At 61.6% G+C, this 25,807-nt stretch carries 25 protein-coding genes; 16 read left to right on the top strand and 9 right to left on the bottom strand.

Features of this window, described 5'->3' with window-relative positions; translation table 11 throughout:
- The 10 genes from ASF04_RS25275 to ASF04_RS25235 are packed head-to-tail and all read left to right on the top strand — an operon-like array spanning position 1 to position 9,614.
- A complete protein-coding gene (locus ASF04_RS25275; RefSeq protein ID WP_056148085.1) occupies positions 1 to 312 on the top strand; it encodes a conjugal transfer protein TrbD in 312 nt (103 codons plus the stop codon).
- Positions 309 to 2,843, top strand: coding sequence for a VirB4 family type IV secretion/conjugal transfer ATPase (locus ASF04_RS25270; RefSeq protein WP_056148082.1), 2,535 nt, complete (start codon positions 309 to 311; stop codon positions 2,841 to 2,843). The genes ASF04_RS25275 and ASF04_RS25270 overlap by 4 nt, the downstream gene beginning before the upstream one ends.
- Positions 2,840 to 3,616 carry a VirB8/TrbF family protein gene (locus ASF04_RS25265; RefSeq protein ID WP_056148079.1) on the top strand — a complete coding sequence of 259 codons (777 nt, stop codon included), beginning with the start codon at positions 2,840 to 2,842 and terminating at the stop codon, positions 3,614 to 3,616. The genes ASF04_RS25270 and ASF04_RS25265 overlap by 4 nt, the downstream gene beginning before the upstream one ends.
- A gap of 8 nt (positions 3,617 to 3,624) precedes the next feature.
- The gene (gene trbG / locus ASF04_RS25260) at positions 3,625 to 4,563 is read left to right on the top strand and encodes a P-type conjugative transfer protein TrbG (protein ID WP_082489018.1); all 939 of its coding nucleotides are present in this window, start codon (positions 3,625 to 3,627) and stop codon (positions 4,561 to 4,563) included.
- A gap of 1 nt (position 4,564) precedes the next feature.
- The gene (locus ASF04_RS25255; RefSeq protein ID WP_056148077.1) at positions 4,565 to 5,035 is read left to right on the top strand and encodes a hypothetical protein; all 471 of its coding nucleotides are present in this window, start codon (positions 4,565 to 4,567) and stop codon (positions 5,033 to 5,035) included.
- 2 nt (positions 5,036 to 5,037) lie between these two features.
- A complete protein-coding gene (locus ASF04_RS25250; protein ID WP_056148074.1) occupies positions 5,038 to 6,453 on the top strand; it encodes a TrbI/VirB10 family protein in 1,416 nt (471 codons plus the stop codon).
- 15 nt (positions 6,454 to 6,468) lie between these two features.
- The gene (trbJ, locus tag ASF04_RS25245; protein ID WP_200931145.1) at positions 6,469 to 7,251 is read left to right on the top strand and encodes a P-type conjugative transfer protein TrbJ; all 783 of its coding nucleotides are present in this window, start codon (positions 6,469 to 6,471) and stop codon (positions 7,249 to 7,251) included.
- Positions 7,251 to 7,400 (top strand): hypothetical protein, encoded by a 150-nt coding sequence (locus tag ASF04_RS27700; protein WP_156368771.1) that lies wholly within the window; start codon positions 7,251 to 7,253, stop codon positions 7,398 to 7,400. Before trbJ ends, ASF04_RS27700 begins: the two co-directional genes overlap by 1 nt.
- A 1-nt stretch (position 7,401) precedes the next feature.
- Complete coding sequence (gene trbL / locus ASF04_RS25240; protein WP_056148072.1) at positions 7,402 to 9,000, top strand: P-type conjugative transfer protein TrbL; 1,599 nt, start codon at positions 7,402 to 7,404, stop codon at positions 8,998 to 9,000.
- A 23-nt stretch (positions 9,001 to 9,023) separates the two neighbouring features.
- Complete coding sequence (locus ASF04_RS25235; RefSeq protein WP_056148070.1) at positions 9,024 to 9,614, top strand: hypothetical protein; 591 nt, start codon at positions 9,024 to 9,026, stop codon at positions 9,612 to 9,614.
- A 391-nt stretch (positions 9,615 to 10,005) separates the two neighbouring features.
- On the opposite strand, the gene ASF04_RS25230 is transcribed toward ASF04_RS25235, so the two are convergent.
- The 8 genes from ASF04_RS25230 to traJ form a co-directional block, all read right to left on the bottom strand.
- Positions 10,006 to 10,989, bottom strand: a complete 984-nt coding sequence (locus tag ASF04_RS25230; protein WP_056148068.1) for a zeta toxin family protein — start codon at positions 10,987 to 10,989, stop codon at positions 10,006 to 10,008.
- Positions 10,990 to 11,038: 49 nt separating this feature from the next.
- A complete protein-coding gene (locus tag ASF04_RS25225; RefSeq protein ID WP_156368770.1) occupies positions 11,039 to 11,275 on the bottom strand; it encodes a hypothetical protein in 237 nt (78 codons plus the stop codon).
- Positions 11,276 to 11,366: 91 nt separating this feature from the next.
- Complete coding sequence (locus ASF04_RS25220; RefSeq protein ID WP_056148063.1) at positions 11,367 to 14,738, bottom strand: zincin-like metallopeptidase domain-containing protein; 3,372 nt, start codon at positions 14,736 to 14,738, stop codon at positions 11,367 to 11,369.
- 36 nt (positions 14,739 to 14,774) lie between these two features.
- Positions 14,775 to 15,005: a hypothetical protein gene (locus ASF04_RS28855; protein WP_156368769.1), complete on the bottom strand. Its 231-nt coding sequence runs from the start codon at positions 15,003 to 15,005 to the stop codon at positions 14,775 to 14,777.
- A 29-nt stretch (positions 15,006 to 15,034) separates the two neighbouring features.
- Positions 15,035 to 15,613, bottom strand: coding sequence for a conjugative transfer signal peptidase TraF (gene traF, locus ASF04_RS25210; RefSeq protein ID WP_056148057.1), 579 nt, complete (start codon positions 15,611 to 15,613; stop codon positions 15,035 to 15,037).
- The gene (locus ASF04_RS25205; protein WP_056148618.1) at positions 15,610 to 17,586 is read right to left on the bottom strand and encodes a type IV secretory system conjugative DNA transfer family protein; all 1,977 of its coding nucleotides are present in this window, start codon (positions 17,584 to 17,586) and stop codon (positions 15,610 to 15,612) included. The genes traF and ASF04_RS25205 overlap by 4 nt, the downstream gene beginning before the upstream one ends.
- The gene (traI, locus tag ASF04_RS25200) at positions 17,583 to 20,150 is read right to left on the bottom strand and encodes a TraI/MobA(P) family conjugative relaxase (protein ID WP_056148055.1); all 2,568 of its coding nucleotides are present in this window, start codon (positions 20,148 to 20,150) and stop codon (positions 17,583 to 17,585) included. The genes ASF04_RS25205 and traI overlap by 4 nt, the downstream gene beginning before the upstream one ends.
- Positions 20,151 to 20,174: 24 nt before the next feature.
- A complete protein-coding gene (gene traJ / locus ASF04_RS25195) occupies positions 20,175 to 20,546 on the bottom strand; it encodes a conjugal transfer transcriptional regulator TraJ (protein ID WP_056148053.1) in 372 nt (123 codons plus the stop codon).
- Positions 20,547 to 20,863: 317 nt separating this feature from the next.
- Here traJ and ASF04_RS25190 point away from each other — a divergent pair, with 317 nt between their 5' ends.
- The 3 genes from ASF04_RS25190 to ASF04_RS25180 are packed head-to-tail and all read left to right on the top strand — an operon-like array spanning position 20,864 to position 22,403.
- Positions 20,864 to 21,238 (top strand): TraK family protein, encoded by a 375-nt coding sequence (locus tag ASF04_RS25190; protein ID WP_056148050.1) that lies wholly within the window; start codon positions 20,864 to 20,866, stop codon positions 21,236 to 21,238.
- On the top strand, positions 21,238 to 21,966 hold the full coding sequence (locus tag ASF04_RS25185) for a conjugal transfer protein TraL (RefSeq protein ID WP_056148047.1): 729 nt from the start codon (positions 21,238 to 21,240) through the stop codon (positions 21,964 to 21,966). The genes ASF04_RS25190 and ASF04_RS25185 overlap by 1 nt, the downstream gene beginning before the upstream one ends.
- On the top strand, positions 21,966 to 22,403 hold the full coding sequence (locus ASF04_RS25180; protein WP_056148042.1) for a conjugal transfer protein TraM: 438 nt from the start codon (positions 21,966 to 21,968) through the stop codon (positions 22,401 to 22,403). The genes ASF04_RS25185 and ASF04_RS25180 overlap by 1 nt, the downstream gene beginning before the upstream one ends.
- A gap of 32 nt (positions 22,404 to 22,435) precedes the next feature.
- Here the strand turns inward: ASF04_RS25180 and ASF04_RS25175 are convergent, their stop codons facing one another.
- Positions 22,436 to 22,684 (bottom strand): hypothetical protein, encoded by a 249-nt coding sequence (locus ASF04_RS25175; RefSeq protein WP_056148039.1) that lies wholly within the window; start codon positions 22,682 to 22,684, stop codon positions 22,436 to 22,438.
- A 360-nt stretch (positions 22,685 to 23,044) separates the two neighbouring features.
- Between ASF04_RS25175 and dcm the strand changes: the two genes are divergently transcribed.
- The 3 genes from dcm to ASF04_RS27695 all read left to right on the top strand — a co-directional run bounded on the left by dcm (position 23,045) and on the right by ASF04_RS27695 (position 25,706).
- On the top strand, positions 23,045 to 24,409 hold the full coding sequence (gene dcm, locus ASF04_RS25170) for a DNA (cytosine-5-)-methyltransferase (RefSeq protein ID WP_056148036.1): 1,365 nt from the start codon (positions 23,045 to 23,047) through the stop codon (positions 24,407 to 24,409).
- A 1-nt stretch (position 24,410) separates the two neighbouring features.
- The gene (locus ASF04_RS27120; protein WP_082489017.1) at positions 24,411 to 24,902 is read left to right on the top strand and encodes a very short patch repair endonuclease; all 492 of its coding nucleotides are present in this window, start codon (positions 24,411 to 24,413) and stop codon (positions 24,900 to 24,902) included.
- Between the two features lie 336 nt (positions 24,903 to 25,238).
- A complete protein-coding gene (locus ASF04_RS27695) occupies positions 25,239 to 25,706 on the top strand; it encodes a hypothetical protein (RefSeq protein ID WP_156368768.1) in 468 nt (155 codons plus the stop codon).
- Positions 25,707 to 25,807 lie beyond the last annotated feature (101 nt).

Here is a 25,807-nt window from a genome sequence, read left to right as displayed (position 1 = left end):
ATGGCCCTGCGCGCGATCCCCATCCGCCGGGCCGGCAACCGCCAGAACCTGTTCATGGGCGGGGACCGGGAGCTGGTGATGTTCTCCGGCGTGATGGCGTTCGCGCTGATTTTCAGCGCGCAGGAATTGAGGGCCACGGTCGTCGGCCTGCTGCTGTGGTTCTGCGCGCTGTACCTGTGCCGGCTGATGGCCAAGTCCGATCCGAAGCTGCGCTTCGTGTACATGCGCCACCGGCGCTACCGGCCGTACTACCCGGCGCGCAGCACGCCGTTCCGCGTCAATCCGAACAGCCAGGGGAAGCAATACAAATGATCACCACCACTACTGCAATCGCGCTGCTCGGCACCGTGATGCTGCTCCTGCTGTACCTGCGGCTGCGCGCCGCTGGCAGCCACCTGGAGCTCAAGCGCCACCGCTCGAAAGGCGCCGGTTTTGCCGACCTGCTCAACTACGCCGCCATGGTGGACGACGGCGTCATCGTCGGCAAGAACGGCGCGTTCATGGCCGCCTGGCTGTACGAGGGCGAGGACAACGCCAGCAGCACCGAGGAGCAGCGCGAGATGGTGTCGTTCCGCCTGAACCAGGCGCTGGCCGGCATGGGCAGCGGCTGGATGATCCACGTCGATGCGGTGCGCCGCGCTGCCGCCAGCTATCCGCCGGCGAGCGCCTCACATTTCCCCGATCCGCTCACCGCCGCCGTGGACGAGGAGCGCCGCCGACTGTTCGAAAAGCTCGGCACGATGTACGAAGGCCTGTTCGTGCTGACCGTGACGTACTTTCCACCGCTGCTCGCGCAGCGCAAGTTCGTCGAACTGATGTTCGATGACGAGGCAGCACCGCAGGACCGCAAGGCGCGCACGCGCAACCTGATCGATTACTTCAAGCGCGAATGCATGAACGTCGAGTCGCGCCTGTCCGCCGCCGTCAGCCTCAGGCGCCTGCGCAGCGAGCGGATCGTGCAGGAGGACGGCGGCAGCGTCACGCATGACGACTTTCTGCGCTGGTTGCAGTTCTGTGTCACGGGCCTGAACCACCCCGTGCTCCTGCCCGGCAACCCGATGTACCTGGACGCCCTGATCGGGGGGCAGGAGCTGTGGAGCGGTGTCGTGCCAAAAATCGGGCGCAAGTTCGTGCAGGCCGTCGCCATCGAGGGCTTTCCGCTCGAGTCCACGCCGGGCATCCTGACCGCGCTGGGCGAACAGCCGTGCGAATACCGCTGGTCGTCGCGTTTCATTTTCATGGACCCGCACGAAGCGGTGGCGCACCTCGACAAGTTTCGCAAAAAATGGAAGCAGAAGGTGCGCGGCTTCTTCGACCAGGTGTTCAACACCAACACCGGCAGCATCGACGAAGACGCCATGTCGATGGTGGCCGACGCCCAGTCGGCCATCGCGGAAACCAACAGCGGCATGGTCTCGCAGGGCTACTACACCAGCGTGGTGATCCTGATGGACGAGGACCGCGACAAGCTCGATGCCGCCGCGCGCCTGCTGGAAAAGGCCATCAACCGCATCGGCTTTACCGCGCGCATCGAGACCATCAACACGCTCGACGCCTTTCTCGGCAGCCTGCCGGGCCACGGCGTGGAGAACGTGCGCCGCCCGCTGATCCACACCATGAACCTGGCCGACCTGCTTCCGACCAGCACCATCTGGACGGGGGCGCACCATGCGCCATGCCCCATGTATCCGCCAGAATCGCCGCCACTGATGCACTGCGTGACCGGCGGCTCCACGCCGTTCCGCCTGAACCTGCACGTGCGCGACCTCGGACATTCACTGATGTTCGGTCCCACGAGGATGGGCAAATCCACGATGCTGGCGCTGATCGCCATGCAGGCGCGCCGCTACATGGGCATGTCGATTTTCGTATTCGACAAGGGCATGTCGATGTACCCGACCACCAGGGGCGTGGGCGGCAGCCACTTCACGGTGGCCGCCGACGACAGCCGGCTGGCCTTCTGCCCGCTGCAATTCCTGGACACGAAGGGCGACCGCGCCTGGGCGATGGAATGGATCGACACCATCCTGGCGCTCAACGGCGTCGCCTCCACGCCGGACCAGCGCAACGAAATCGGCCGGGCCGTCGTGAACATGCATGCCAGCGCCGCGCGCACCCTGACCGAGTTTGCGCTCACCATCCAGGACCAGGATATCCGCGCGGCGCTCAAGCAATACACGGTGGACGGGCTGATGGGCCACCTGCTCGACGCCGAGGAAGATGGCCTGAACCTGTCCACCTTCACCACCTTCGAGGTCGAGGAGCTGATGAACCTCGGTAACAAGTTTGCGCTGCCGGTGCTGCTGTACCTGTTCCGCCGCATCGAACGCAGCCTGCACGGCCAGCCGGCGATGATCGTGATCGACGAAGCGTGGATCATGCTGGGCCACCCGGCGTTCCGCGACAAGATCCGGGAGTGGCTCAAGTCCTTCGCCAAGAAAAACTGCGTGGTGCTGCTGGCCACCCAAAGCCTGTCCGACGCGGCGCGCAGCGGCATCCTCGACGTGATCGTCGAATCGACCGCTACCAAGATCTACCTGGCCAACCGCGATGCGCGAACCCCGGAGGCGGCGGCTCTGTACAGCCAGATGAACCTCAACGCCAGGCAAATCGAAGTCATCGCCACGGCCGTCCCCAAGCGGCAGTACTACGTCGTGTCCGAGGGCGGCTGCCGCCTGTACGAGGCCGCACTGGGGCCGCTGGCCATGGCATTCGCCGGTTCCACCGACAAGGAATCGATCGCCGCCATCAGGCAGCTCGAGGTAGAGCGGGGCGACGGCTGGCGCGATGCGTGGCTGGCGTCCAAGGGACTCGATCTCAAAGACTACGGAGCACGACCATGAATATCGGGACGATGATCACCAGGCTGGCGCGCCGGCGTGCAGCCAGTGAAGCAGGCGAACAACGGCTTGAGCCGACCATCCTCGATGGCGGCCGGCGCCAAGGCGAGAGCGAAAACCCGTACCTGGCCGCGCGCCGCACCTGGAACGACCAGAGCGCGGCCAACGCCGCCAGCCGGCAGATGTTCCAGCTGCTTGGCGTGCTGGCGCTGCTGGTGGCGCTGGCAGGCGTGGGCGGCATGGTCTATATCGGCAGCCAGTCCCGGTTCGTGCCCTACGTGGTGGAAGTGGACCGGCTCGGCCAGCAGCAGGCCGTGGCGCGCGCGGACCGCGCGGCGCCCATCGACCGGCGCGTGCTGCACGCATCGGTGGCCGACTGGATCGGCAGCATGCGCCTGGTCACTCCCGACATCGCCCTGCAGCGCAAGGCGGTATTCAAGGTGTACGCCATGCTCGCGCCGAACGATCCTGCGACGGCCAAGGCCAACGAATGGCTCAACGGCACAGAGGAAAGCAACCCGTTCAAGCGCGCCGCGCGGGAGACGGCCAGCATCGAGATCACGTCCGTGATTCCGCAAACGCCTGATACCTGGCAGGTGGACTGGATGGAAACCGTGCGCGACCGGCAGGGCGTCAAGAAGGGCGATGCGCAGCGCTGGCGCGCGCTCGTCACCATCTATGTCGTACCGGCCACGCCGGACACCACCGAAGAAGACCTGCGCAACAACCCGCTGGGGGTACACGTGCGCGACTTCTCCTGGTCGAAACAACTTTAGAGGGGAACATGATGCGCAAGCTCTTGACCATCCTGTCGCTGTGCGCGCTGGCGCCGGTGGTGCCGCTGGCGGCGGCACAGGATAACCCAGCGAAGGCGGCAAAAACGCTACCGTTGCCGGCCAGCGACGATCCGGCCGACGCCTACTTCGACCGCAAGAATCCGCGCCTGACGGCGCAGGACAAGGAAGCGCTGGCGATTGCCCGGCGCTGGGAGAAGGGCGCCGACGCCGGCGTCAAGCCGTTCGCTGGACCTGCCGGCGCGGTGCGCTTCATCTACGGCGTGCAGCAGGCCAGCGTCGTCTGCGCCGTGCTGCAAGTGTGCGACATCGCCCTGCAGCCGGGCGAGCAGGTCAACAACCTGCACGTTGGCGACCCGCGCTTCACGGTGGAACCGGCCGTGAGCGGCGCGGGCGCCACCGAGGTCCAGCACCTGATCCTCAAGCCGCTCGACGTGGGCCTGCAAACCAACCTGGTGATCACCACCAGCCGGCGCACCTACCACATCAGGCTCAGCTCCCATCGCACCGAATTCATGCAGCAGGTGAGCTTTACCTACCCCGAGGATGCGCTGGCCAGGTGGGATGCCGTGCGCACCCGCGAGAAGAAGGAACGGCAGGAACGCACGATCCCGGAGACCGGCGAGTATCTCGGCGACCTCAGCTTCCACTATGAGGTGTCCGGCACGGCGCCATGGAAGCCGGTGCGCGTGTTCAACGACGGCGTCAAGACGGTGATCCAGATGCCTGCCGCGATGGCGCAGACGGAAGCGCCAACCTTGCTGGTGGTGCGCAAGGAGGGCAGCTGGTTCTCCGGCGACGAAACGGTGATGGTCAACTACCGCGTCCAGGGCGACCGCTACATCGTCGATACCGTTTTCGACAAGGCCATCCTGATCGCCGGCGTGGGCCGCGACCAGGACCGCGTCACGATCACGAAGGGGAAATGACATGCGCTGCCTGCCACTCGTCATCGCCGCCGCATTGAGCCTGCCGGGCTGCGCCAGCGCGCCGCCACCGGCCGTGCATGGCTATTTTTTCGATGCAGCCGCAGCCACGCCAGCCTTTGCGCAGGCAGTCGCGGACGATGCCGTAAAAAAGTTGGCGGCACTGCACCCGCCGGCCCATACCCGCCTGCAACTGCTGCACCCGATGCAGGACGACTTCGGCGCCGCGCTGACGGCGGCGCTGCGCAACGCCGGCTACGCCATCGCGGAACCTGCCGCCGTTGCGGCGGTCAATACATCAGTTAACGCTGCGGTGCAGCCGGGCCCAGCGACGCTGGCCTACATCGTGGACCGGCAAGCCGAACTGGGGTTGTGGCGCCTGACCTTGCTGCTCAACGGCCAGCCGCTCTCGCGGCTGTACAGGCTTGATGGCGGCGTGGTCGTGCCGGCAAGCCACTGGATCAGGAAGGAGTAGCCATGAGCACCAGTCCCGATGCCGACATGGCGCCGGAAGCATCGCCCGGCGACCAGTCCGGCCGCTCCGGCGTGCGCCGCGTCAACAACCTGCCGATCTACATCGTGGCCGGTGCGCTGGGCGTGTTCCTGCTGATCATGGCGCTGGTGGCATGGGACCGGGCCGCCAACCAGCACCAGGGTACCAAGCCCGCCGACGAACTGCGCAAGGGGAACACCAAGATGTTTGCCGAGGAAATCGCAGGCAGCCAGAAAGACGGGATGGTGCAGCCCAAGGCGCCCGGGCCACCGGCGCTGCCGGCGGAATCCGCGCCCGGGACGATCCTGGTGGCCCGGCCTGACAACCTGGACTTGCCGCCATTGCCGCCCGGCTCACAGGGCCAAGTGAGCGGCAACACAGGTCCAACACCGCGCGACGAGGAGGCCATGCGCTTTCGCATGATGAAGATGCAGCAGTTCGACGAAGCGGTCAGGGCCAGGACGGGGTTGGCAGTGATCGCGCCGCGCAGCGCCGCTTCCAGCCCGCTTGCACCGAATGGCACAGGCGCAGGAACCGGGCCGGGGATCGGCACGGTCGCAGGTACAGACACCATGCTGGCCCGCCTGGCATCGGTACGCCAGCAAATCGACGAAAGCACCCGCGACGATCCGGCCGCCGCGTATGCAGCGCGCCTGCGGCAGATCCAGGGCGGCGGCGCGACCGACGGCCAGAACCCCGGCGATCCCGGTGCGAACGCAGCATCCGGCCACCGCAACGACATCACGCAGTTCGCAGGCTCCGCCAAGGAAGACCGCTGGCGCCTGGACGCCCGCGTCGAAGCGCCGCGCTCACCGTATGAACTGCGGGCCGGCTTCGTGGTGCCCGCCACGCTCATTTCCGGCATCAATTCCGAGCTGCCCGGGCAGATCGTGGCGCAGGTGAGCCAGGACGTGTATGACACGCCCGTCGGCAGGTACAAGCTCATTCCGCAGGGCTCGCGCCTGGTGGGTAGCTACGCCAGCGATGTCGCCTACGGCCAGTCGCGCATTCTGATCGCCTGGCAGCGCATCGTGTTCCCGGACGGGAAGGCACTCGACATCGGCGCCATGCCGGGGGCGGACGGGGCCGGCTACGGCGGCTTCAAGGACCAGGTCAACAACCATTATTTCCGCGTGTTTTCGTCCGCATTCCTGATGTCGGGCGTTACCGCAGGCGTGGCGTTGAGCCAGCCGCAGACAGGCAACGCCAACGCCCGGCCGACAGCGGGCAGCGCGCTGAGCGAAGCCATGGGCCAGCAACTGGGCCAGGCGACAGCGCAGATGATCGCCAAGAACCTCAACATCGCGCCGACGCTGGAAATCCGGCCCGGCTACCGTTTCAACGTCATCGTCATCAAGGACATGACGTTCTCGAAACCGTATAAACCGTTTGATTATTAACGCCAAGGAGAAACCATGAAACCCCTGAACCGCAGACCGGTCCCCGCGCAGATCGCGGCGATCTTGATGGCGTCGTTGATGGCCGTCAGCAGCCCGGCCATGAGCACCGGCATCCCGGTGATCGACGGCGCCAACCTGAGCCAGAACCTGATAACCGCCATTGAAAACGTGGCGCACACATTGAAGCAGATCGAGCAGTACCGGACGCAGTTGCAGCAATACGAGAACATGCTGCAAAACACGACGGCGCCGTCGCAGCAGATCTGGGATGCGGCGAATGTGACCATGAACGACCTGCGAGCATCGATCGACACGCTCAGCCACTACAAAGCGACGCTGGGCAGCATTGATGCCTACCTGCGTAAATTCCGGGACGCGTCGGCATATCAGGACTCGCCGTGTTATTCGGTGAACGGCTGTACGCAAGCCCAGTGGGACGCAATGAAGGAGGCGGAGAGGTTTGGATCCCAGTCGCAAAAGCGATCAACGGAAGCGGTGTTCAAGGGGCTCGATCGTCAACAGGAAAACCTGCAGGTCGATGCATCGAAGTTGCAGCAGCTTCAGGCCGCAGCACAAGGCGCCAATGGGCAAGTCCAGGCAATCGGCTACGCGAATCAACTGGCCAGCCATCAGTCCAACCAACTTCTCCAGGTACGGGCGTTGCTGATCGCTCAGCAAAACCTCATGGCTACGCGCTTGCAGGCTGTGGCGAACAACGAAGCCAGGCAGCAGGCGGCCAGCGACAAATATTACCGCGTGCCTGGTCCATCGAACCGTGATCTCGACAGGAGGTTCTGATGAAATGGCTTCTCATGCTTGCTTTGGTGTTTGCACTTCCTGCTTGTGATAACAAGAAGGAAGAATCCGACGCCGAACGTAAAAAAAGACACGAGGAACGGTATAAAACACCGCCTCCGGCAGACAGGTCGAAAGACAGGGGTTTTTGATATGAACCGCTCGTTTCTCCAAATTGTTATCGCATTCATCGGCCTTTGTGTCGCGGGGACGGCTTTTGCCGCAATTCCGGATACGGGGCTATTGGACGATGTGACCAATCGATTCCTGACGCAGAGCGCGACCTGGGGAACGGTAATCAAAAATTACGCATCATGGTTATTCTGGGTACTTGCGACCATCAGCATGGTCTGGACATTTGGGCTGATGGCTTTGAAGAAGGCGGATCTGGGCGAATTCTTCGCGGAGTTTGTCCGCTTTACTGTCACCACCGGCTTCTTCTGGTGGTTACTCTCGAACGGTCCGGATATGGCTGTGGCGATCATCAAATCCCTTCGCACGATTGGCTCGCAGGCCGGCAACCTGCCGTTCGAGCTCACGCCATCGGGGCCGATGACTATTGCGTTCGACATCGTTAAAAAGGCTTTCAAAGGACTGAGCTGGGTTCACCCGATCGACAATCTGGGGATCGTGCTTGTTTCGGCAGCGTTGGTGGTGGCGATGGCTGTGGTGGCCGCGAACGTGCTGATTGCCCTAGTCACGGCATGGGTGATGGCATACGCTGGAGTATTCATCCTCGGGTTTGGCGGCGGACGCTGGACGTCGGACATGGCGATCGGCTATTTCAAGGCAATGCTTGGGATCGCGCTCGAGTTGATGACAGTAACGCTGCTTGTCGCGATAGCACTCAGCGTCGTGGACGGCTTTTACCAGAGACTCGACGAATCGTCGGTTTATGAATTGCTGCTTGTATTAAGTGTCTGCGTGGTACTGGCTCTGCTGATCCACAAGATTCCCCCGCGCGTCGCTGCACTCGCCGGCGGCGGTTCTGGCGCTCGGGTGAGCACGGGCTCGATTATGAGTGGCGCGGCAATGGCTGCTGCCGCCGTGGCGACTGGCGGCGCAGCCATCGCTGCGGGGGCTGCCAGTGCTGCTGGCGGCTTGCAGGCATTGAATGCCGCCTTTTCGAAAGCACGATCTGCAGAGAGTGCTGGAGATGGCGCCAAAGCTTTGATGAACGCTGCTGGTGCTGCGGGCGGGAGCCAGGCAGGCGGCGGCCCGAGTTCAGGTGCTTCGCTGGCTACCGCGATGGGCGATGCGGTTGGTGGGGCCGCGCCGTCGGCTGGCGCTACAAACAACGCCGGGGGCGGTGGTTTTCATTCATCGGCGAGTGCAAATACGGATGCAGAAGCATCTCGCCAAGCAACGAGTCCGAATGCTGAAATGCCTTCAGCGGCGGACGCCGGCAAACAAGCATCGGCGTCGGGACCATCTTCGAGTGGTAAAACAGGTTCGGCGCCGGGCAAGACCGCCAGGGTGGTGGGGCGTACAGTTGCCAACCTCGCTGCCGGCGCCTGGGACGTCACCAAATCCAAAGCGAATGACTTGCGCGACTCCGCCGCCGAACGCGTCGCCGATACTACTGGCGGAAAAATTGCGACAGCGATCAAAGCAAGGGGTGCTGTACAAAGCAAGCCAGCAGCGAACAGCTTTGATGGCGACAGCCTTTCTGCCGGCAAGCAGCCAGTCGATGCAGATGCAGAAGTCGCCGCCTTCCGCGACCGCGATAGCGACCCGGACGAACATGACTGAATGATTTCCTGCAAGGTGACAACATGCCGATGGATCTACCGCCGCAGCTGCACGAGCGCGTCGTCTGCTCAATCGCTGCTGCCGTGAAGTACGGCATTCCCGCCAATATCATGCTGGCCGTCGCGGAGAAGGAGGGCGGGAAAGCAGGGCAGTGGGTGCGCAATTCCAACGGTACGCACGATGTCGGTCCTCTTCAGTTCAACACAGCGTATCTGCGGCAGCTCTCGATTTATGGAATAGCCCCCGGCGATGTCGCGACCGCCGGCTGCTACCCGTATGAGCTGGCTGCGTGGCGCCTGCGCCAGCACATCAAACTGGACGCCGGAGACATCTGGACGCGCTGCGCGAATTATCATTCGCGAACGCCCCGGTTCAATCAGGCTTATCGTGCCGACCTGATTCGAAAATCAGAGCGCTGGGCAGTATGGATCGAGTCCCGATTTACTACGCAGCGGGTACAGGCGGGCACCGCTTCGATGACGCAAATGTACAGGCCCGTACCGGGAGAAAGACACGCGGAAAGCTCACCTCGCCGATCTTATCTCGCCAACACTCCCAAGGTGACCTATCAACCACGCGCTCTCGTCGAGTCACGCAGCGCTGAACTGCGGTGATTTGCCATCGATGATTTTCTTTACCAAGCTTTGGGCGGGCTCGGTAGAAACTGTATCCAGGGAGCGTGGAAACAGGTACTCCCTGCTTCTTGTCTTTTTTTCTCGTCAGTGATGGCTTAAATTTTTTCAAAGCTATCCGGCGCTTCGCAGAAAGCCTTCCATTCCTCGACCGTTTTTGGTTCCTTATACGAATCGCACGCCGCCAGGAAAAGGGCGAAACTGACCGATAAACACAATCTCAAAGTAAAGTTCTTCATCAAGATTCTCCCTGAATAATCCGCCTGGCCATACGTCCAGTATCTGAAATCCTGGTGTTCGACCAGGCCCGCTTTGCCCAGTTCATGCCTGATAAGCTCTGTTTGATCTGACGCAAGACCATTACCAATCCGAACTAAAGCCTCGGCTTTTTAGCCTTACGAGGCAAACGGACTACATCGCCAAGATGCACCAGTCTGGGGGCGTTCGCCATGCTGTATTGAATCGTCACCTGCTCGTTTCTGCCCGTTATAGCTGTAGCGGCAGATTTGCCAAGGAATTCCATCCCAAGCAGTAGATTGTCGTGGACCACTCCCAGGCCGGAGGAAGAATCGAGCTGGCAGATGAAGTTGTTCGTTTTTAAAATGACCGGACCGCTGTAACTTCCCCGCAGTTCATCTGTCGCGCCAAGCAATAGTCCTTTCTTTTCAACAGCCGCAGCAATCTGCTCGAGTTCGCGCTCGCGCAGTTGAAGCGGTCGGACCAGCCGTTTGGTCACCCACGCTTTCGCATCGGGCGCGACAAGCAGAGGACCATTTCGCTCAACCGTCGCCTGCAGTTTCGCCCGCTTGAAGTCGCCCGAGTTGTCGTAGATGTACGCGCTATCCGCCACCTCGACCGCGCGCGGCAGCAGGCTGAGCGTACGCTCGTAGCGTTCCCGCACCTTCTCCGGCACGACGAAGTGCCCGGTGGTCGTACCGGTCTCGTAGCGGAACCTCACGCGATCAACATTTTTCTCGGGATCGTCGGTGGTGATGAAGACGAGGAACAGGCGGTAGCCTTGCTCCTTGAGCAGCAGCATCTCGTTGATGCGCGAGGGATGGGACATCACGGTCTCGAAGGCAAACGACATCCGGCTGCCGATCGCTTCTGCACGCGCCGCGACCGCCGCTGCCTGCGCCGCCGCATCCCTCTCATCCTGGTCGCGAAAGCTGCCACGCAGGTCCTTCGCAACCTGGTCAGGATTGATGAAGCGCTCAGGAACGAGATAGTGGCCGCGCAGCGTGGAAAGGCCGGTCTGCCTGATGTCGTCGATCAGCGAGGTTTTGCCGGAGCCATTAGGACCGGCAAACATCATCACGTGCGGCGTCTGGTCGGCGGAGGATTTAGGATCGGACATGTGCCAACGCGGCTGGACGAACTCAGCCGCGCCTTAGGGATGGCAGATGTTATTTCACGCCAGCAAGGCGCTTGCTGACCGAGCTGGCCAGATCGGATGTGACGGCCTTGGCAGCGTCGCGCTTCGGCGCATTGGCCATGCGCAGCTTGATCTCCGCCAGCGTCTTTTCCATATTGCCGGTCAGCGCGTCGTCCCATTCCTTGACGGTGGCGCCAAGAAACGGCGCGTCGCCGCGCAATACCCCCGGCGAATCGAACCTGCGAGGTCCGCGAATCTTGAGTGTCATGATGGTCTCCCTTCAATTGACGTATGCATTTCATTATAGTCCAGGTTTTCTGCCACCGGCCCGGCGGGTGTCACCGGGCCGGGGCTGGCGATCACGCAATAGCAGCCGCACGCTTGCGCTTCGGCTTGAGCCCCACCGACTCTTCCTGCCCCGGCGTGAGCGCAACCTCCTGTTCCTGCACCGCAGCTTCACGGTGCCTGTCCACGATGTCGTTCACGGCCGAGCGTACCTGGCGCTCGACACCAGCCATGCCCAGCGAACTCCTGTTGGCCAAGTCGTTAAAGTCGGTGAACTGCTTCATCCGGTCAAGCGCATCGGTCTGCTCCTCGCTCAGAGCGTTCAGCCCGTTCCTGTGCTGGCGGAATGCGCTGACGGTCACCGGCTCCACGCCTGCCGGAAAGCTGTTCTCGCCGGGTGCGAAGATCGGCAGCAGCACCTTGCCGCCGACCAGGCTTGCCGCTTCCTCGGCTTTGATCCGGCCCGGATTGGCGCCTTGGGTCGCAGCCAGATGGCGGTCGTCGTCGCCGGCGATGATGACCGGCTTGTCCGGAAACTTGTCATGCAGCGCCCGCGCCACCTGCGCCAGGTTGCCCGCATCGAACGCCGCCACCGTGGCATAGCCCAGCGCCTGCTTGAGCGTCGCTGCTGTGGCATAACCCTCGGCGATGACAAGGGCAGGGGCGGCAGCCAGCTGCTCCATGCCGCCGACGGCGTGGAAGCAGCCGTCCTTCCTGCTGTCCTTTGCGAAGCGCTTGGTGCCGTCCTCCTGGATGTACTGCATGCTCCACTGCTTGCCATCGGCATCGACTGCCGGCACGTAGGTCTTCCTGCCATCCTTGTCGGTCAGCGCTCCGGCATGCGGGGCGATGCCCTTGGCCTGCATGTACGGCGTCGGCTCGGCCACCGTCACGAGCTTCTGCATTTGCCGCGCGACGCGTGCTGCCGCCTGCTCCTGGCGGCGCGATACCTCGGCTTCGCGCTGCTGCTGTCTGGATGCCGCCTGCGCCGCCAGCAGCGCCTTCTGCGCCGGATCTGCCACGTAGCCCTTGGCTTTCCACGACACTTCCTCGCCGGTCTTGTTGTTCTTGATGTAGCCGGCCGGGTGCCCGTCCAGGTGGCCCACGTAGAAGCCGGCGCCGGCATTCTGCGAGAATTTTTCTCCCTCCACGCTGATGCGGTGCTTCTCGCCGTCCATCACCGGGTGCTGGCCGCTGACCACGCAGCCCGCCGAACGCAGTGCCTCGGCAAATTCCTCTCGCGCCCCCATCGCCGGGGACTGCTGCGCGGGGACATTCTCCGGCTTCCATTTTTCCAGGCTGGACATGTCGGCGCCTGGCTCCGCGTACCATGATCTGGCAGAGCTGTCCCAGCGCGCGCCTGCGGCCTTGGCCTGCGCGCGATCATCAAACGGAACGGCAAGATACTGGCGCGGCGCATCAAGCGAGCCGGGCGCGCTCGCAGCGTTTGCCGCTGGCGCTTGCTGCATGGCGGCAGGCTGCTCCCGTTCTTGCGGCACCCATTTGGAAAACGGCGCCAGATCGAGGCCGCCAGGCACGAACCACGACTGCTCCTGGCGGTCCCACATTGCGCCAAGTGCTTTTGCTTCGTCCTTCTGCTTGTAAGGTACATCGATGAGCATCCTGCCTGCCGCCGCATCATTGTCCGACTGCGCCTGGTGTACCTTCTTCTCCTGTTCAACAGCGATCCGGCGTTGCAGGTCCTCGTCCTGCGTGACGGCCACGAAGTCGCTGTTCTTGCGCAGCTCGCGGGCGGCGGCAATGTCTTCCTCGGTGCTGTCGGGATCGCGGCGCACGCGCTCCTCGTTGATGCGCGCCAGCTTGGCTGCCGCTTCGTGCTCGTTCAGCGTCGAATGCGCGTCGAGCAGCGACAGGCGGTCCGCGAGGAAGGTGGCAAATTCCTCCTTGGCGTACCTCGCGACCATCGTATGCCTGCCGTCACTGTGCTCCGTGAACACGCCCCAGCCTTCTGGTTCCGCACCCTTGGGCAGGATGGTGGTGAACGACGGTTCGCCATCGACCATCTCGGTGCCGAAGCCTTCAACGCGCACGCGCCCGTTCCAGTCATGTGGCAACGCCAATCCCAGTACACTTTCGGATTCGCGCACAAATGCCTCCACTTGATCGGCTGTCGCGCCATTGGCGGCGCGCTCGCGCAGAAGATCCTTCCGGGCTGCGGCGACAGAAGAATCGAGCAGCCGCAGCTCCGCTCCTTCACGCGCTTCGGCGGCTTTCAGCGGCAGGTCCGCCATGTTGTCTGGCATGGCGTGCCGCTGCCAGAACGGATTGTCGCCGCTGGCGGGCCACATGTCCGACAGCACCGCGCTGATTCGCTCGAGCTGGGCGTCGCTGGCGACGTCCATTGCGCGCAGCAGCGTGCGCTGTTCCAGGCGCGCCAGCACCCAGGCCTCGGCGCGCTGCGCCAGCGTTTCCTGGTCGGTGCCATCGTTCGGCATTCCCATGTCAACCTCCGTCCGGTTTTGCGCGACCGCCACCACCTTTTGCTGCGCGCGTTCTGCGTACTGCTGGCCGTTTTGCAGCGCCTCGTCCTGTACCATCTTCTTCTCGAGCCCCAGCACGTAGGACTGGATTTTCTCGGCGTCGCTGGCGGCGCGGAAGATTTCAAGCGGGTCTTCGCGCAGCACCCTGATCCACGAATCGACGTAGGCCGCATGCTGCTTCGGATCGTGGCCGATGCCGATTTCGTCGCCCATGATCATGCTGGCGATTTCGGCCCGCAGCTCCTCCCGGGCATAGCCGTCGCTGCCGAAAGGGTGCACCAGGTCGCGGTCCAGGCGCGAAGCGTGGCCGCTCCAGTGGCCCAGTTCGTGCAGCGCTGTTGCGTAGTAGTTGTCGGCGGTGGGGAACTGTTCTTTTGCCGGCAGGTGGATGGTGTCGGTGGCGGGGCGGTAGAAGGCGCTGTCCTGCCGTCCGTGCCGCAGGTCGGCGCCGCTGGCCTGCAGGATTTTTTCGGCGCGATCGACAGGATTCCAGCTCTGCGCCTTGCGCTCCAGCGGCGGCAGGCCGTCGATCTGCTCGGCATTGAAGACGGTGGCAAAAAATACGCGGGGGCGCTCCAGCTGCACGGTTTCCTTGACCGGTTCGCCACGCGCATCGAAAATCGGCTTGCCGTTGGTATCGGTCTGGATCTGGTCCTCGGTGAATTTCCAGTACTGGATCGCCGTGCCTTTCTCGCCCTTGCGCACCTGCGCATCGAGCGACTCGGCCTGCTTGTAGGTCATCCAGCGCTGGTCCTCGCGGCCCTCGCTCATCAGGTGCAGGGCGTTGATGCCCTTGTAGCGGTTTCCCGTGACGGGATTGACCGGCAGGCGCGATGACACCTCGCCGGGTTGCCAAGGCTTCTGCCATGGCGCGGTGCCTTCGCGCAGCTGCTCGATCAGCTTTTCCGCGACCTTGTCGGGGAATGACTGCTTTTCGCTGTCCATGTTTTGTCCTCCTTGATCATGCGGCCGGCGCCAGGCTTACGCGTCGAGCGCGCTGTCGAAGGCCTCGGCCTCCGACAGCGCGTCTTCGCGGAAGGCCCCAGCCATCTCTGCTTCCGCCGGCGTGAACTCCGCTGCGAAGCCCGGGGTGAGCGCGTCATGCAGCTTCGATACGGCGAGGTGCTGATGCTCCAGGTTGAAATCCAGGTTGACTTCGTCCAACTCGCCGCGTGGGAACGGGATAACGGTTGCTGTCGTGTGCTGGTTCACGTTGTTCTCCTTGGGTAAAGCCTGCCGGCTCAGTGATGTGGGGCAGGCGTGGCATGGGGCGGGCGCTCATCGTGCCGGACCAGGACCGGCACGATCACGGCCTCGATCTGCGCGCGGTTGACCGGTCCGATGTAGCGCCCGTCGAACGAGGTGCTGCTGACGTCCGACATCAGCAGCGCCTCGGAATTGCCGATGACGAAATGCGTGGCCTGGTAGCGCGGCATGGGCCGGCCTGCTGCGTCCTGCCGCAGCGGTGCGCTCAGTGGTAGCAAGGTGCCGTTGACCGCTACGCCCGCGTTGCCGATATCGACCACGTCGTCCTTGAGGGCGGCCACCTTCTTCATCATGAAGCCATAGCCGCCGGGGCAGAAGCCGGCGGACAGGTAGCCTCGGCGCAGCGCCTCGGCGACCACGCCCACCTGCGGAGGGCACAGCACGACGTATGCGCCGCGCTCGACCGGCCGGCCGCTGGTCCAGTACAGTCCCACCGGGATGCTCTTGCTGGTGTTGACGCGCGCGCCTGCGAGATAGCACAGCACCCCGACAGCCAGTACTACGCTGCCCGCGATCGGCGCCGCCAGCACTGCCATGCGCCATATCTTCTTCATAGCCGGATCTCCCGCTTGTCGTGTGGCGTCACCACGCGCAGCACGTCGCTGTGTTCCGGCTCCGGCACGGCTGCGCGGGCGCTGAAGATGCGGTCCTTGAAGTACAGCGGCTGGCGCCCGTAAATGGCGGGAAAACCGGCGACGTACACCACCATGTCGCCGGGTGCGACGATCAGCTCTCCCTCCTTGGCGGGGCCCGGCATACGCAGGCACTCGTCGGGCGTGAGCAGCGGGCGCTGGACTTCCTGGATGGTGCGCGACACCTGGCCGTGCAGGGCGCTGGTACGCTTGCCGCTGGTGGTGATCTGCTCCTTGGCCACCGTGGTGGTGCCGGTCAGCTTGGACAGGTGCTCTGCCGTTTCGATGCGGTTGGGCGGGTAGGCGTTCTGTACGTGGCAGTTCGAGGTGATCGTCTCGTCCGGGCCGTAGCCGGTTTCGCGGCTCTTGAGCTGGTTGATGTCCTGGCAGATCAGGTACAGCTTGATGCCGTAGGCGGCGATGAAGGCGAGCGACTCCTGCAGGATCTCCAGCCGGCCAAGGCTGGGGAATTCATCGATCATCCCCAGCAGCCGGTACTTGTAGCCGCGCCTGGCGCGCACGAACGATCTTGGCTCGATTTTTCTGCCTGCCCTGGCCAGCCATGTCTGCCACCACGGTGCAGCGGCCAGTGCGCGCTCGAATTCGAGCTTGTCGGCCAGCAGCCGCACCACCATGTTGACCATTACCCGCACCAATGGACGCAGCCGCGCCTTGTCGTTGGGCTGGGTGACGATGTACAGGCTCACCGGCCGGTCATGGTTCATCAGGTCGCGGATGCGGAAGTTGGAGACGCCCACGTTTTTTGCTACCACCGGGTCGCGGTACAGGGCGAGATAGGACTTTGCCGTGGACAGTACCGACCCGGCTTCTTCTTCCGGGCGGTCCATCATGTCGCGCGCGGCGGCGCTCACCACCGGGTGCGGCTGGCCATCGACGTGGCCGTAAGTGACCATTTCCATCCAGAGCTCGGCCACGCTGCGGTCCGGGTTGGCCAGCAGGTGATCGACGTAGGGCAGGGAGGCAGGCGTGCCCTCGTGGCGGCGCTTGTGCAGCGCGTGCAGGATCACGCCAACCAAGAGCGCCTGGCTGGTTTTCTGCCAGTGTGTCTCCAGGCCCTTGCCATCCGGGTCCACGACCAGCGTCGCCAGGTTCTGCACGTCGCCCACCTCGTACGAGGTGCCGATGCGGATCTCGTCGAGCGGATTGAAAAAAACTTCGCAGTCAGGCGCCGCCGGCTCGAAGCGCAGCACCTTGTTGCGCGCGTGCTTCTGCCGCCAGCCGGCAGTCATCGCCCACAGCTCGCCTTTCAGGTCGGTGATGACGGCGCTCTCGGGCCACGACAGCAGCGTAGGAACAACCAGGCCGACGCCTTTGCCCGAGCGCGTGGGCGCGTAGGTCAAGACGTGCTCCGGGCCGTCGTGGCGCAGGTAGTGCAGGGCGCCGCCCTTGTCGAGCCAAGCGCCCACGTACACGCCGGCATGCGGCTTCGATAGCGTGCCGCGCAGCCGATCAAAGAATGAGCGCCGCGCAGGCAGCAGGCCGGCCTGCTCGATATCGCGCTTGTTGGCCCACCGCGCCGAACCGTGCAGGTATTCGTTCACCCGGGAGGTATTGGCCATCACCATCCGGGTGACGGCCAGGACGATCAGGCCAAGGCTGGCGATCGAGATGCCGGCGCCGCCGGCGCGCCGGAAGGCGTCGGGGTGCAGATGGTACCATTTCGCCGCCCACTGCATGATCGCCCACGGCGGATAGATCTCGCGGAAATGCGCGCCGAGCGAAGGCTGGTAGTGCATGTCGCGTGCAAAGATCTGGGTGGCGGCATGCAGCGCGGCGTAGAGCGTGAAGGCAGCGAGCACCGGCACCAGCTTGCCCGATTTCTTGCGGGCGGTGCGTACCTGCGGCCCTACCGCGTTGTTGAATCGGTCTTTCATCTGCTCCATCCTTTCCTCTTGACCGTACCTGCGGCCGTGACGGTGACCGTCTGGCCGCGCGGCAGGCGCTTGAGACGCTGCGCCGTCGCGTCGTCCACGGGCAGCACCGCGATGCCGTCGCCAAGCCGCAGCAGGGCCAGCGCCTGGGCATCGATGCGGCGCAGGCCGGCGAACTCGGCAGAGGTATCTTCGCTAAAAGTGTAGAGCTTGTGCTTCGGTATATCGAACCCATTGACGCGCTTTTGTTCTCGCTCAATGATGTATTTCTCGGCTGCACGTAGCTGGCGGGTTTTTGATGGAATCTGGATATTTTTTGTAGCGTCTGCTGGTTGCCCGGCGTCTCTTTCCACCCCGCGTTTTGGCTGTGCGTTGCTGGCCGTCTGTACGTTCCCGGTTCCTGCCGGCGGAGATGGCAAGTGCGCAGGGGGACGACGGGCGGTGTCTTTCACGGGCGCGGTGGATTGTGACCCCTGCTGGTTTTCGTCACGCTGCTCAACGCGAGGCAGACCGGGGGCAGCCGCCTTGTCCAGTGCCAGCCTGCCAAGCCGGGACAGCGGCAGCAGGCGGCCCTGGCTCGCTGGCGGCGGCGCCGTGCCGGCGCTAGCCACCAGCGGCTTGCCGCCGGCGATCTGGCCGCCGCGCCTCACATGTGCAGCGCGTCTTCCTGGCCGATGAAGATACCGTCGCACGCCGTGAGCTGGTTCGGCTCCCGGCTTGCCCAGGTGATCAGGTACATCACCCGGCAGTAGCATTTCAGTTCGCTCGGGGACGTGAACCACACCGAGTTCGGACAGCCCTCGCAGATGGTGGCGGGCTGCGGCCGGCGGCGCGGCTCCAGGGTTTCCAGCGTGTGGCTGGGTACCGTGGGCATGCTGCTGTTGTCCGGCTGGCCGCCTGGCGCTTGCGCGTTCTGCTGGGCGGCCGGTGACTGCTGCACGGCTGCCATGGCGGCCTTGATCAGGTCGTCGTCCTGCTCCTGCGTATTGGTTTGTGTCGTTGCCATGATGATTCCCCTTCCTGGTCGTAGATTGCGCCAGCAGCTGGCGGCGCCGTTCCAGCGCGTCGTCGTCGAAGCTGACGGAAAGATGGGCGGCAGCGGCCGCCCGCGCGATGTGCTCCTTGAACTGCTCCGAACCGGTCACCGAGATGCGGTGCCCGTAGCGCGCCATCGCCAGGCGCAGCGCAGCTTCGAGTTCCGCCTGGGTGGCGCCACGCGCGACATCGAGCCTGGCGCCGTCGTCGCGTACCACGCTGGCGCCGAAGCGGTAGATCAGCGTTCCCTTTTTCGTCACGCTGTCGTGCCGGGCGCCTGCAAACGGCGCCTGTACCGGGCCTGTGCCGCGCAGCGTGTCGCCGTGGTGGGTAGAAGCCTTCCTGCGCGCGCGAAGCGCCTGCAGCGCCTCCTGGTCGCCCGCGTGGGCCTCCTGCCGCAGCCAGTCTGCCCACGCCAGCCGCCGGTACTTGCCGTGGATCTGCTGCCGCTCCTTGAGGTATTGCCGGTTGATGGCAGTGATCTCGTCGCGCAGTACCTTGCTCGTGGCTGCATACATGAGTTTCTTGCCGGTGCGCGAAGCGCGGACCAGCCTGATGGCGGCGCGCTTGAGGCGGCCGTTACGCTTGGCGGCCTCGATGAGGCGCTGTTTGCGCGTAGCGGCCTTGCGCCACTCGTCCGCCCTCGTCGCCATCGCCAGGTGCTGTGAGCTCTTGTAGCGCGCGAAGAGGGCGGTGGTGTCCGCATTCGTTCCGGTGGGCTGCTTGCTGTAGCGCTTTCCGGGCCGCTGGGCCGGCGTGGTGTGGGGCGACGGCTGGAAGCTGCCCAGCCGGCTCTCCAGTTTTTCTTTTGAAAATTCCCGGGCGACGGAGCTCGCTTTTACCGATATGCCGTCCTCGCTGGTGATGACGAAGCCGTTCCCGCGCGCCCGCAGCTGGAGGCCATGTTCGTCGAGCGCCTGGTGCAATTGCGCCCAGGTGCGCGCCTCCCTGATCTGGTCCGCGCACTCGCGCCTGATCCAGCCAAGCAGGCTCTCGACGGCCGCGTGCTGCTCCAAGTCCGCCGCGCGGTTCTCGCTGGTGGTTTTGCCCGGCGTGTGATTGTCGCGCTGCAAGCCGAATGCCTTTTCCATCCGGTCGCACAGCTTGGCGAAGGTGTGGTACGCGTTGTAAGGCTCGTGGACGGTCAGGCGGGCAGGGTGGACCTTGTTGATGGCGATATGCATGTGCAGGTTGTCGGTGTCGTGGTGCACGACGCTGATGCGCTGGTGCTCGCCAAAGCCGAGGCCGTCGCATATTTTCTGTTCGATGGCTTTCAGTATTTCGGGCGCCGGGCTTTCGCCTTCGCGGAAGCTGACAATCAGGTGGTAAGTTTTGTCTGCGTGTGAGCGAGTGTTCTGCTCTTGCGTGATGGTCACTTCGAGCGCAGCATTGCGCGCGTCGGCAGACTGGCAGTTGGTCAGCAGAACCTCGCCGACACGCACGTCTTTGCCCTGCGCGCCGATGAGATATCGAATCAGGCCGATGAAACTGCTTTTCTTCGCAGACTTCATCGCAACGTGCTTGATGATCATGTCGGTCTCCGGACATTTCAGCGGCTAAAAGTCTTGCTGCCCTGTGCCACTTAGCACCACCTGCTGCATTACCTCGTGGATCGTGTCTTGGGTATCAGCGATCTTGCTGAGCAGTGCGCGGATGGTGGCTTCGCCGAAAGCTTCCGTTCTCTCGTCGTTGGTCAGCCATAGCTTGAGCAGCCCGCCGAGCCGTCCCAGGTCGCCATTGACGCGTACAAGTTCCTCGACGCGCCGGTGATCGAGCATTCCCCTCACGCGATAGCCGAGCCCCACCTTGAGCAAGTACGACGACACGCTCAGGTTCGCGTTTGCGGCCAGCACCAGCAGCCGGTTGCGTTGCTCTGGCAGGCAATACACCTTGATCGGCGGTGTGCCCCGCTTGGTTTGTTCAGCCATGGCTTGTCCTTGAATCTGGGCGGCGGTAGCCGCTTGGCCTCGCAGAGCAGGATTCCGTTGAGCACGAAGTGCGAATAAGGAATGTGTTGTGGGAACGCAGCCGCCGGCTGTGGGCCCACAACACCTATCCTGCCCGGCTCTGCGCGCCGGTTACTCCACGAAAGAGTACGGTAGCGACTTCGGACGAACCTCGTTTTGATCAAGCTTTTGGCGAGTATTTGACCGGTATACCGAAATCAATGACGAGGCCTGCCTATACTGGAACAGGGCCAGAACGGCACAGACACCGGAACATTTCACCTGGGCGACAAGCAGCCATGAACAAACGGGACAACGAAACGCTGGAAGCGTGGGCAACGCGACGCGCATCAACTCCGCGCCAGAAGAACCTTGTTGCGCTGCTGGCCGTGCGCGACGATATCAAAGCCGGCCTGGACGCCGGCTATCCCGTGCTCACGATCTGGCGCTACCTGCATGAGAAGGGACGAGTGCCGTGTCAGTACGACACATTCCGCAACTTCGTCAACCGCTACATCCGCAAGGAGGCAGCCAAAAATCCAGCCAAAACGCCGCCAGTGCCTGCAAGGGCTCCCGTATTGCTGCCGCTAAAGACTGGCGTACAAAGGAGTCCGCCTGACGAGATTCGCGGCTTCACATTCAACCCGGTACCAAGGAAGGAGGATTTAATATAATGGCCAAGATCCACATGCTGCTGCAAGGGAAGGGCGGGGTAGGCAAGTCGGTTGCCGCTGCGTTTCTGGCGCAGTACAAGCTAGAGCGCGGACATGCGCTAACCTGCATCGATACAGACCCCGTCAACGCAACCTTCAACGGATACAAGGCGCTAGACGTCCAGCTCCTGCAGATCATGGAAGGCGACGAGATCAACCCGCGCAGTTTCGACACGCTGATCGAAATGATCGCCGCAGCACAAGGCGATGTCGTTATCGACAACGGCGCCAGCGCCTTTGTGCCGCTGTCACATTTCGTGATCAGCAACCAAGTGCCCGCGCTGCTCGGGGGGATGGGACACCAGCTCATCATCCATACCGTTGTCACCGGTGGGCAGGCGCTGCTTGATACTGTGAGCGGATTTGCTCAGCTGCTCGGCCAGTTCCGCGAAGACGAGGCGCAGTTCATTGTCTGGCTCAATCCGTTCTGGGGACCCATCGAACAGGAAGGTAAGCCGTTTGAGCAGATGAGGGCTTATTCAGCACACAAGGAGCGCGTGTCGGCCATCGTGCATCTGCCGGACCTGAAGAAGGAGACCTATGGCAGAGACTTGGCTGAGATGCTCCAAACGCGTCTGACATTCGACGAAGCGCTGGCTCGAGAGACGCTGACAATCATGACCAGGCAGCGGTTGAAAATCGTCAAGGGCCAAGTGTTCGGGCAGCTGGACAAGGCGGCGGTGCTGTGATGAATGCTGACGATAAAATTGAACTGCTGATCCGCGAGATCGCCAGCAAGCACGGGATCGCGGTTGCGCGCGATGATCCAATACTTGTTTTACAGACGATTAATCATCGACTGTTGCAGGACAGCGTATCTGCACAGCAGAAGCTGCTCACTCAGTACAAGGAGGAGATAGAGGCCTTGGGCAATCGCTGGGGGATGGACGCTCACGAGAAAGCGGAGCGCGTACTAAATGCTGCGCTGGATGCGAGCAGAGAGTCGATGGCCCAGATGGCGGACATATCAGCTAGGTCGGTAGCCTCAACAGTTACCGACAGAATAGCGGTGATGGTGAGTAGGATGGAAGAGGCGTCGTCACGCGGCTACGTGGCTGCCGTGCTCAACTTGTCTGCTGCCTGCGTCACGGCGATAGCTGTTGCGATTTTCATGGTTCTTCGCTGACGATAGTTCCGGTGTGAGTTTGATCAGTAAGATCAAGGCGAGGAACCGCCGTTTGATTTGACCGGCGAGAAGTCATCGTCGCTCAGTTCGATATCTTCACCCCAGTGGTTTTTCACCATGGCTGTGAGTTGTTCGCGCGTACCTTCAAATTCCACCGACCATGGCTCACCGCTTCGGTCGCTAATGTGCACGTCGTGATCTCTCAAAATTAGTTGTTCGAACTCGTCATCAATGGAGTGCGCGTCAAGCTCAAGTGTGTAGCGCTGCACGGGTTCGTTCATATTTGTAAAGCTCCAAAGTGGAAAATTGCAGTGTAGCAAACAGCCAACTGCCTGTCGACGGAGAAGTCGAATCGGAGAACTCATGCCCGATTGTGCGGTTTGCGAAATTACTCAGGACGTTCTTGCCAAGCCTGCCATGCCATGGCGCAACTTAGGCGACGCACATCGTTTTGCCTGCTGTGGAAGAAGTGCTCTCTGCTCTTGCCACAGATGGCTGACGCCATGGGAGGAAGATTAGATGGCTGTATCCATATACAGTATAATTTCATCATTTCCTTCTCTCTGCGGCGTTGGCTTTCCGGGCCACGACCGGTAGAATGAAAGGTTGGCAGTTGATGCAGATTTCCCCGAAGAGAACCCATGAAACATAAGCAAGAAGACCTGGCGTTGCTATCGCAGGTACTGGAAAGTTACGACCTGAAGAGAGTGGTTGAGGAGCTTAACGCAGCTTCCCCTGAGGCATGGACGAGGGAATCGTTGAAGCGCCTGATCAGTGGCTCGGCCGAGCAGGCGCTAAGCCAGATTGAGCATGAGCGCCTCAGATCTCTGCTTCCTCTGGCTCCTTCCAAAGGCGCAAAACCTAAATTCGATTTTATTGATCTGTTTGCAGGCATCGGTGGCATACGACGTGGTTTTGAGGAGGTCGGGGGACGTTGCGTGTTTACAAGCGAGTGGAATCCATACGCTGTCAGAACTTATAAAGCGAATCACTACAGCGACCCGTCTTTTCATAAATTCAACTCTGATATTAGGGAGATTACCCTAAGCAGCAATGTCGAGATCTCGGAAGACCAGGCCTACCGTAATATTGATTCAGAGATCCCTGATCACGATGTATTGTTAGCAGGTTTCCCATGTCAGCCTTTCTCGATCGCAGGTGTGTCGAAGAAAAATTCTTTAGGGCGCAAACATGGGTTCGAGTGCGACACCCAAGGCACGCTGTTTTTTGACGTGGCGCGTATTATTGCCGCTAAACGTCCGGTTGCATTTGTACTTGAGAATGTAAAAAACCTGAAGAGTCATGATAAAGGCAACACGTTCAGGGTAATCATGAAAAGCCTTGACGAGCTTGGCTATGTGGTTGCCGATGCTGAGAGCACCGGCACCGACGATCCGAAGATCATCGACAGCCGGCATTTCGTGCCGCAGCACCGAGAGCGAATAGTATTGGTCGGTTTCCGAAAGGATCTTGGCGTGGACGCTGGTTTTACGCTCCGGGAGATCGCTAAGCACTTCCCCGAGAAGAAGCCCTCACTGGGGGATATCCTTGATACCGATTATGATCGCAAGTATGTGCTGACGCCTAAGCTTTGGGAGTATCTGTTCAATTACTCTATTAAGCATAAAGCAAAAGGGAACGGCTTCGGCTATGGACTTGTTAAACCACATGACGTCACGCGCACACTGTCAGCTCGGTACTATAAGGACGGATCAGAAATTCTAATTGATCGAGGGTACGATCATAGTCTTGAGTTCAGTAATCCCCAGAATATTGATAATCGCCCCAGACGATTGACGCCTAAAGAATGCGCAAGATTGATGGGGTACGACCGTCCTGGTGAGTCGACATTCCGCATGCCAGTCTCTGATATGCAGACCTACAAACAATTCGGAAATTCCGTGGTAGTGCCTGTTTTCAGGGCGGTAGCCGAGCTCATGAAGGACCGGATCATTCGGGGCAAGAAGATTGCGGACGGATTGAAGAGCACCCCGTTAGCTGCCTAAAATGAGCGACGTGCATACTCCGGAGCAACGGCGCAGAAACATGCAGGCCGTTCGGAACAAGAATACCGCTCCGGAAGTTATGCTGAGGAAGCTGCTTTTCGCGCGTGGTCTCCGGTTCCGGCTACACGTCGCCGGCATGTACGGCAAGCCCGACTTTGTCCTTCCTAAACACCGCGTTGCTGTGTTTGTTCACGGATGTTTTTGGCACGGCCACGACTGTTATCTTTTTAAGCTTCCCAAGGCGCGGAGAGAGTTCTGGGCCGCCAAAATTGCTCTCAATCGTCAGCGTGACAGAGTCAATGTTGAAAGACTTTCTGAGGATGGTTGGCGCGTGCTGTTAGTTTGGGAGTGTGCCTTACGGGGACGTCTTCGTTGGGCTCCTGACTTGCTTGCTGATGCCGTGTCAACGTGGGTGCGTACTGGCTCTGCGCAGTCTGGGCCTACGGAAATCCGTCACGTCGCCGCACCACATTCAAACCAAAAGCGCGATTGACCAGCGCTCTTAGCACCGTCGCTTTACCCTTTGTGCACTTGCTTCCTTTAAGAAGTTTCGGTGCGATATTTCGTATCAGAATTTGAGTATCTTTTATCGGTAAAGATAGTCACGATCCCACGACATTACCTGAGGGGTACGCATTTTTACCTATGAATCATGGCATGTATTGAATAACATTGCGCGCTGAAGATTGCTTTGGGGTAATATGGCGAGCTGATGCCATTTTTCGCAGGTCGATATCCACCTTGGTGTGTTCGAACAGTGGGACATGCCGCTGCCTGCCGACGTGCGTAAGCTGGTCCGCTCTAATGCCAATATTTTCTGGATGAACACATGCAGACTCCTTGGGGACCACTTGACTCCCTTGATCTGAATAATCACGAATTAGCTATCAACATCCTTGGGGCAGACAAACATCAACTGGTGGAAGGGCTGGTGGTTGAGTCATTATTTGATCAGATAATGCGCGACGTCTCGCCCGCCGCCGTGGGCAACTATACGTCGCTCGATGTGGAGACTACCATTGTTAGGGCGCCGCGTGGACCGGATCGGTGGATATCGTTTGTCTGGGCCAGAACACGCCAGGCCGGTCTTCGTGATTATCTTCGGTCCCTTGAGAAGTCGTTCAGTACCTACCTGCTGCGCTTAGAAAAAGGCTACTTTTATGCAACTCCTGTGCGTGAGGGGGCGATCAATGGAAAGGATACGCTTCCTCTTGAAGAACTTGTGCGCAGGCTTGGCACTGCAACGCCGAAATATCCGGTAGTGAGCGATAGCGTTCGTGATCCTCAAAGACTGTAGTGGTCTAATGTACCCGGACACTGATTTAGGCGAGAATGCTCGCCATGGAGAGGTGTTTGATGAGCAAGCAAAGACGTACATTTTCCCCTGAGTTCAAGCAG

It is taken from the genome of Duganella sp. Leaf61, from assembly GCF_001421905.1.
In the GTDB taxonomy this organism is placed as follows: Bacteria; Pseudomonadota; Gammaproteobacteria; order Burkholderiales; family Burkholderiaceae_D; genus Rugamonas; species Rugamonas zoogloeoides.
The sequence above is the reverse complement of the archived record's forward strand: the minus strand, read 5'-3'. Positions and strand labels throughout refer to the sequence as shown.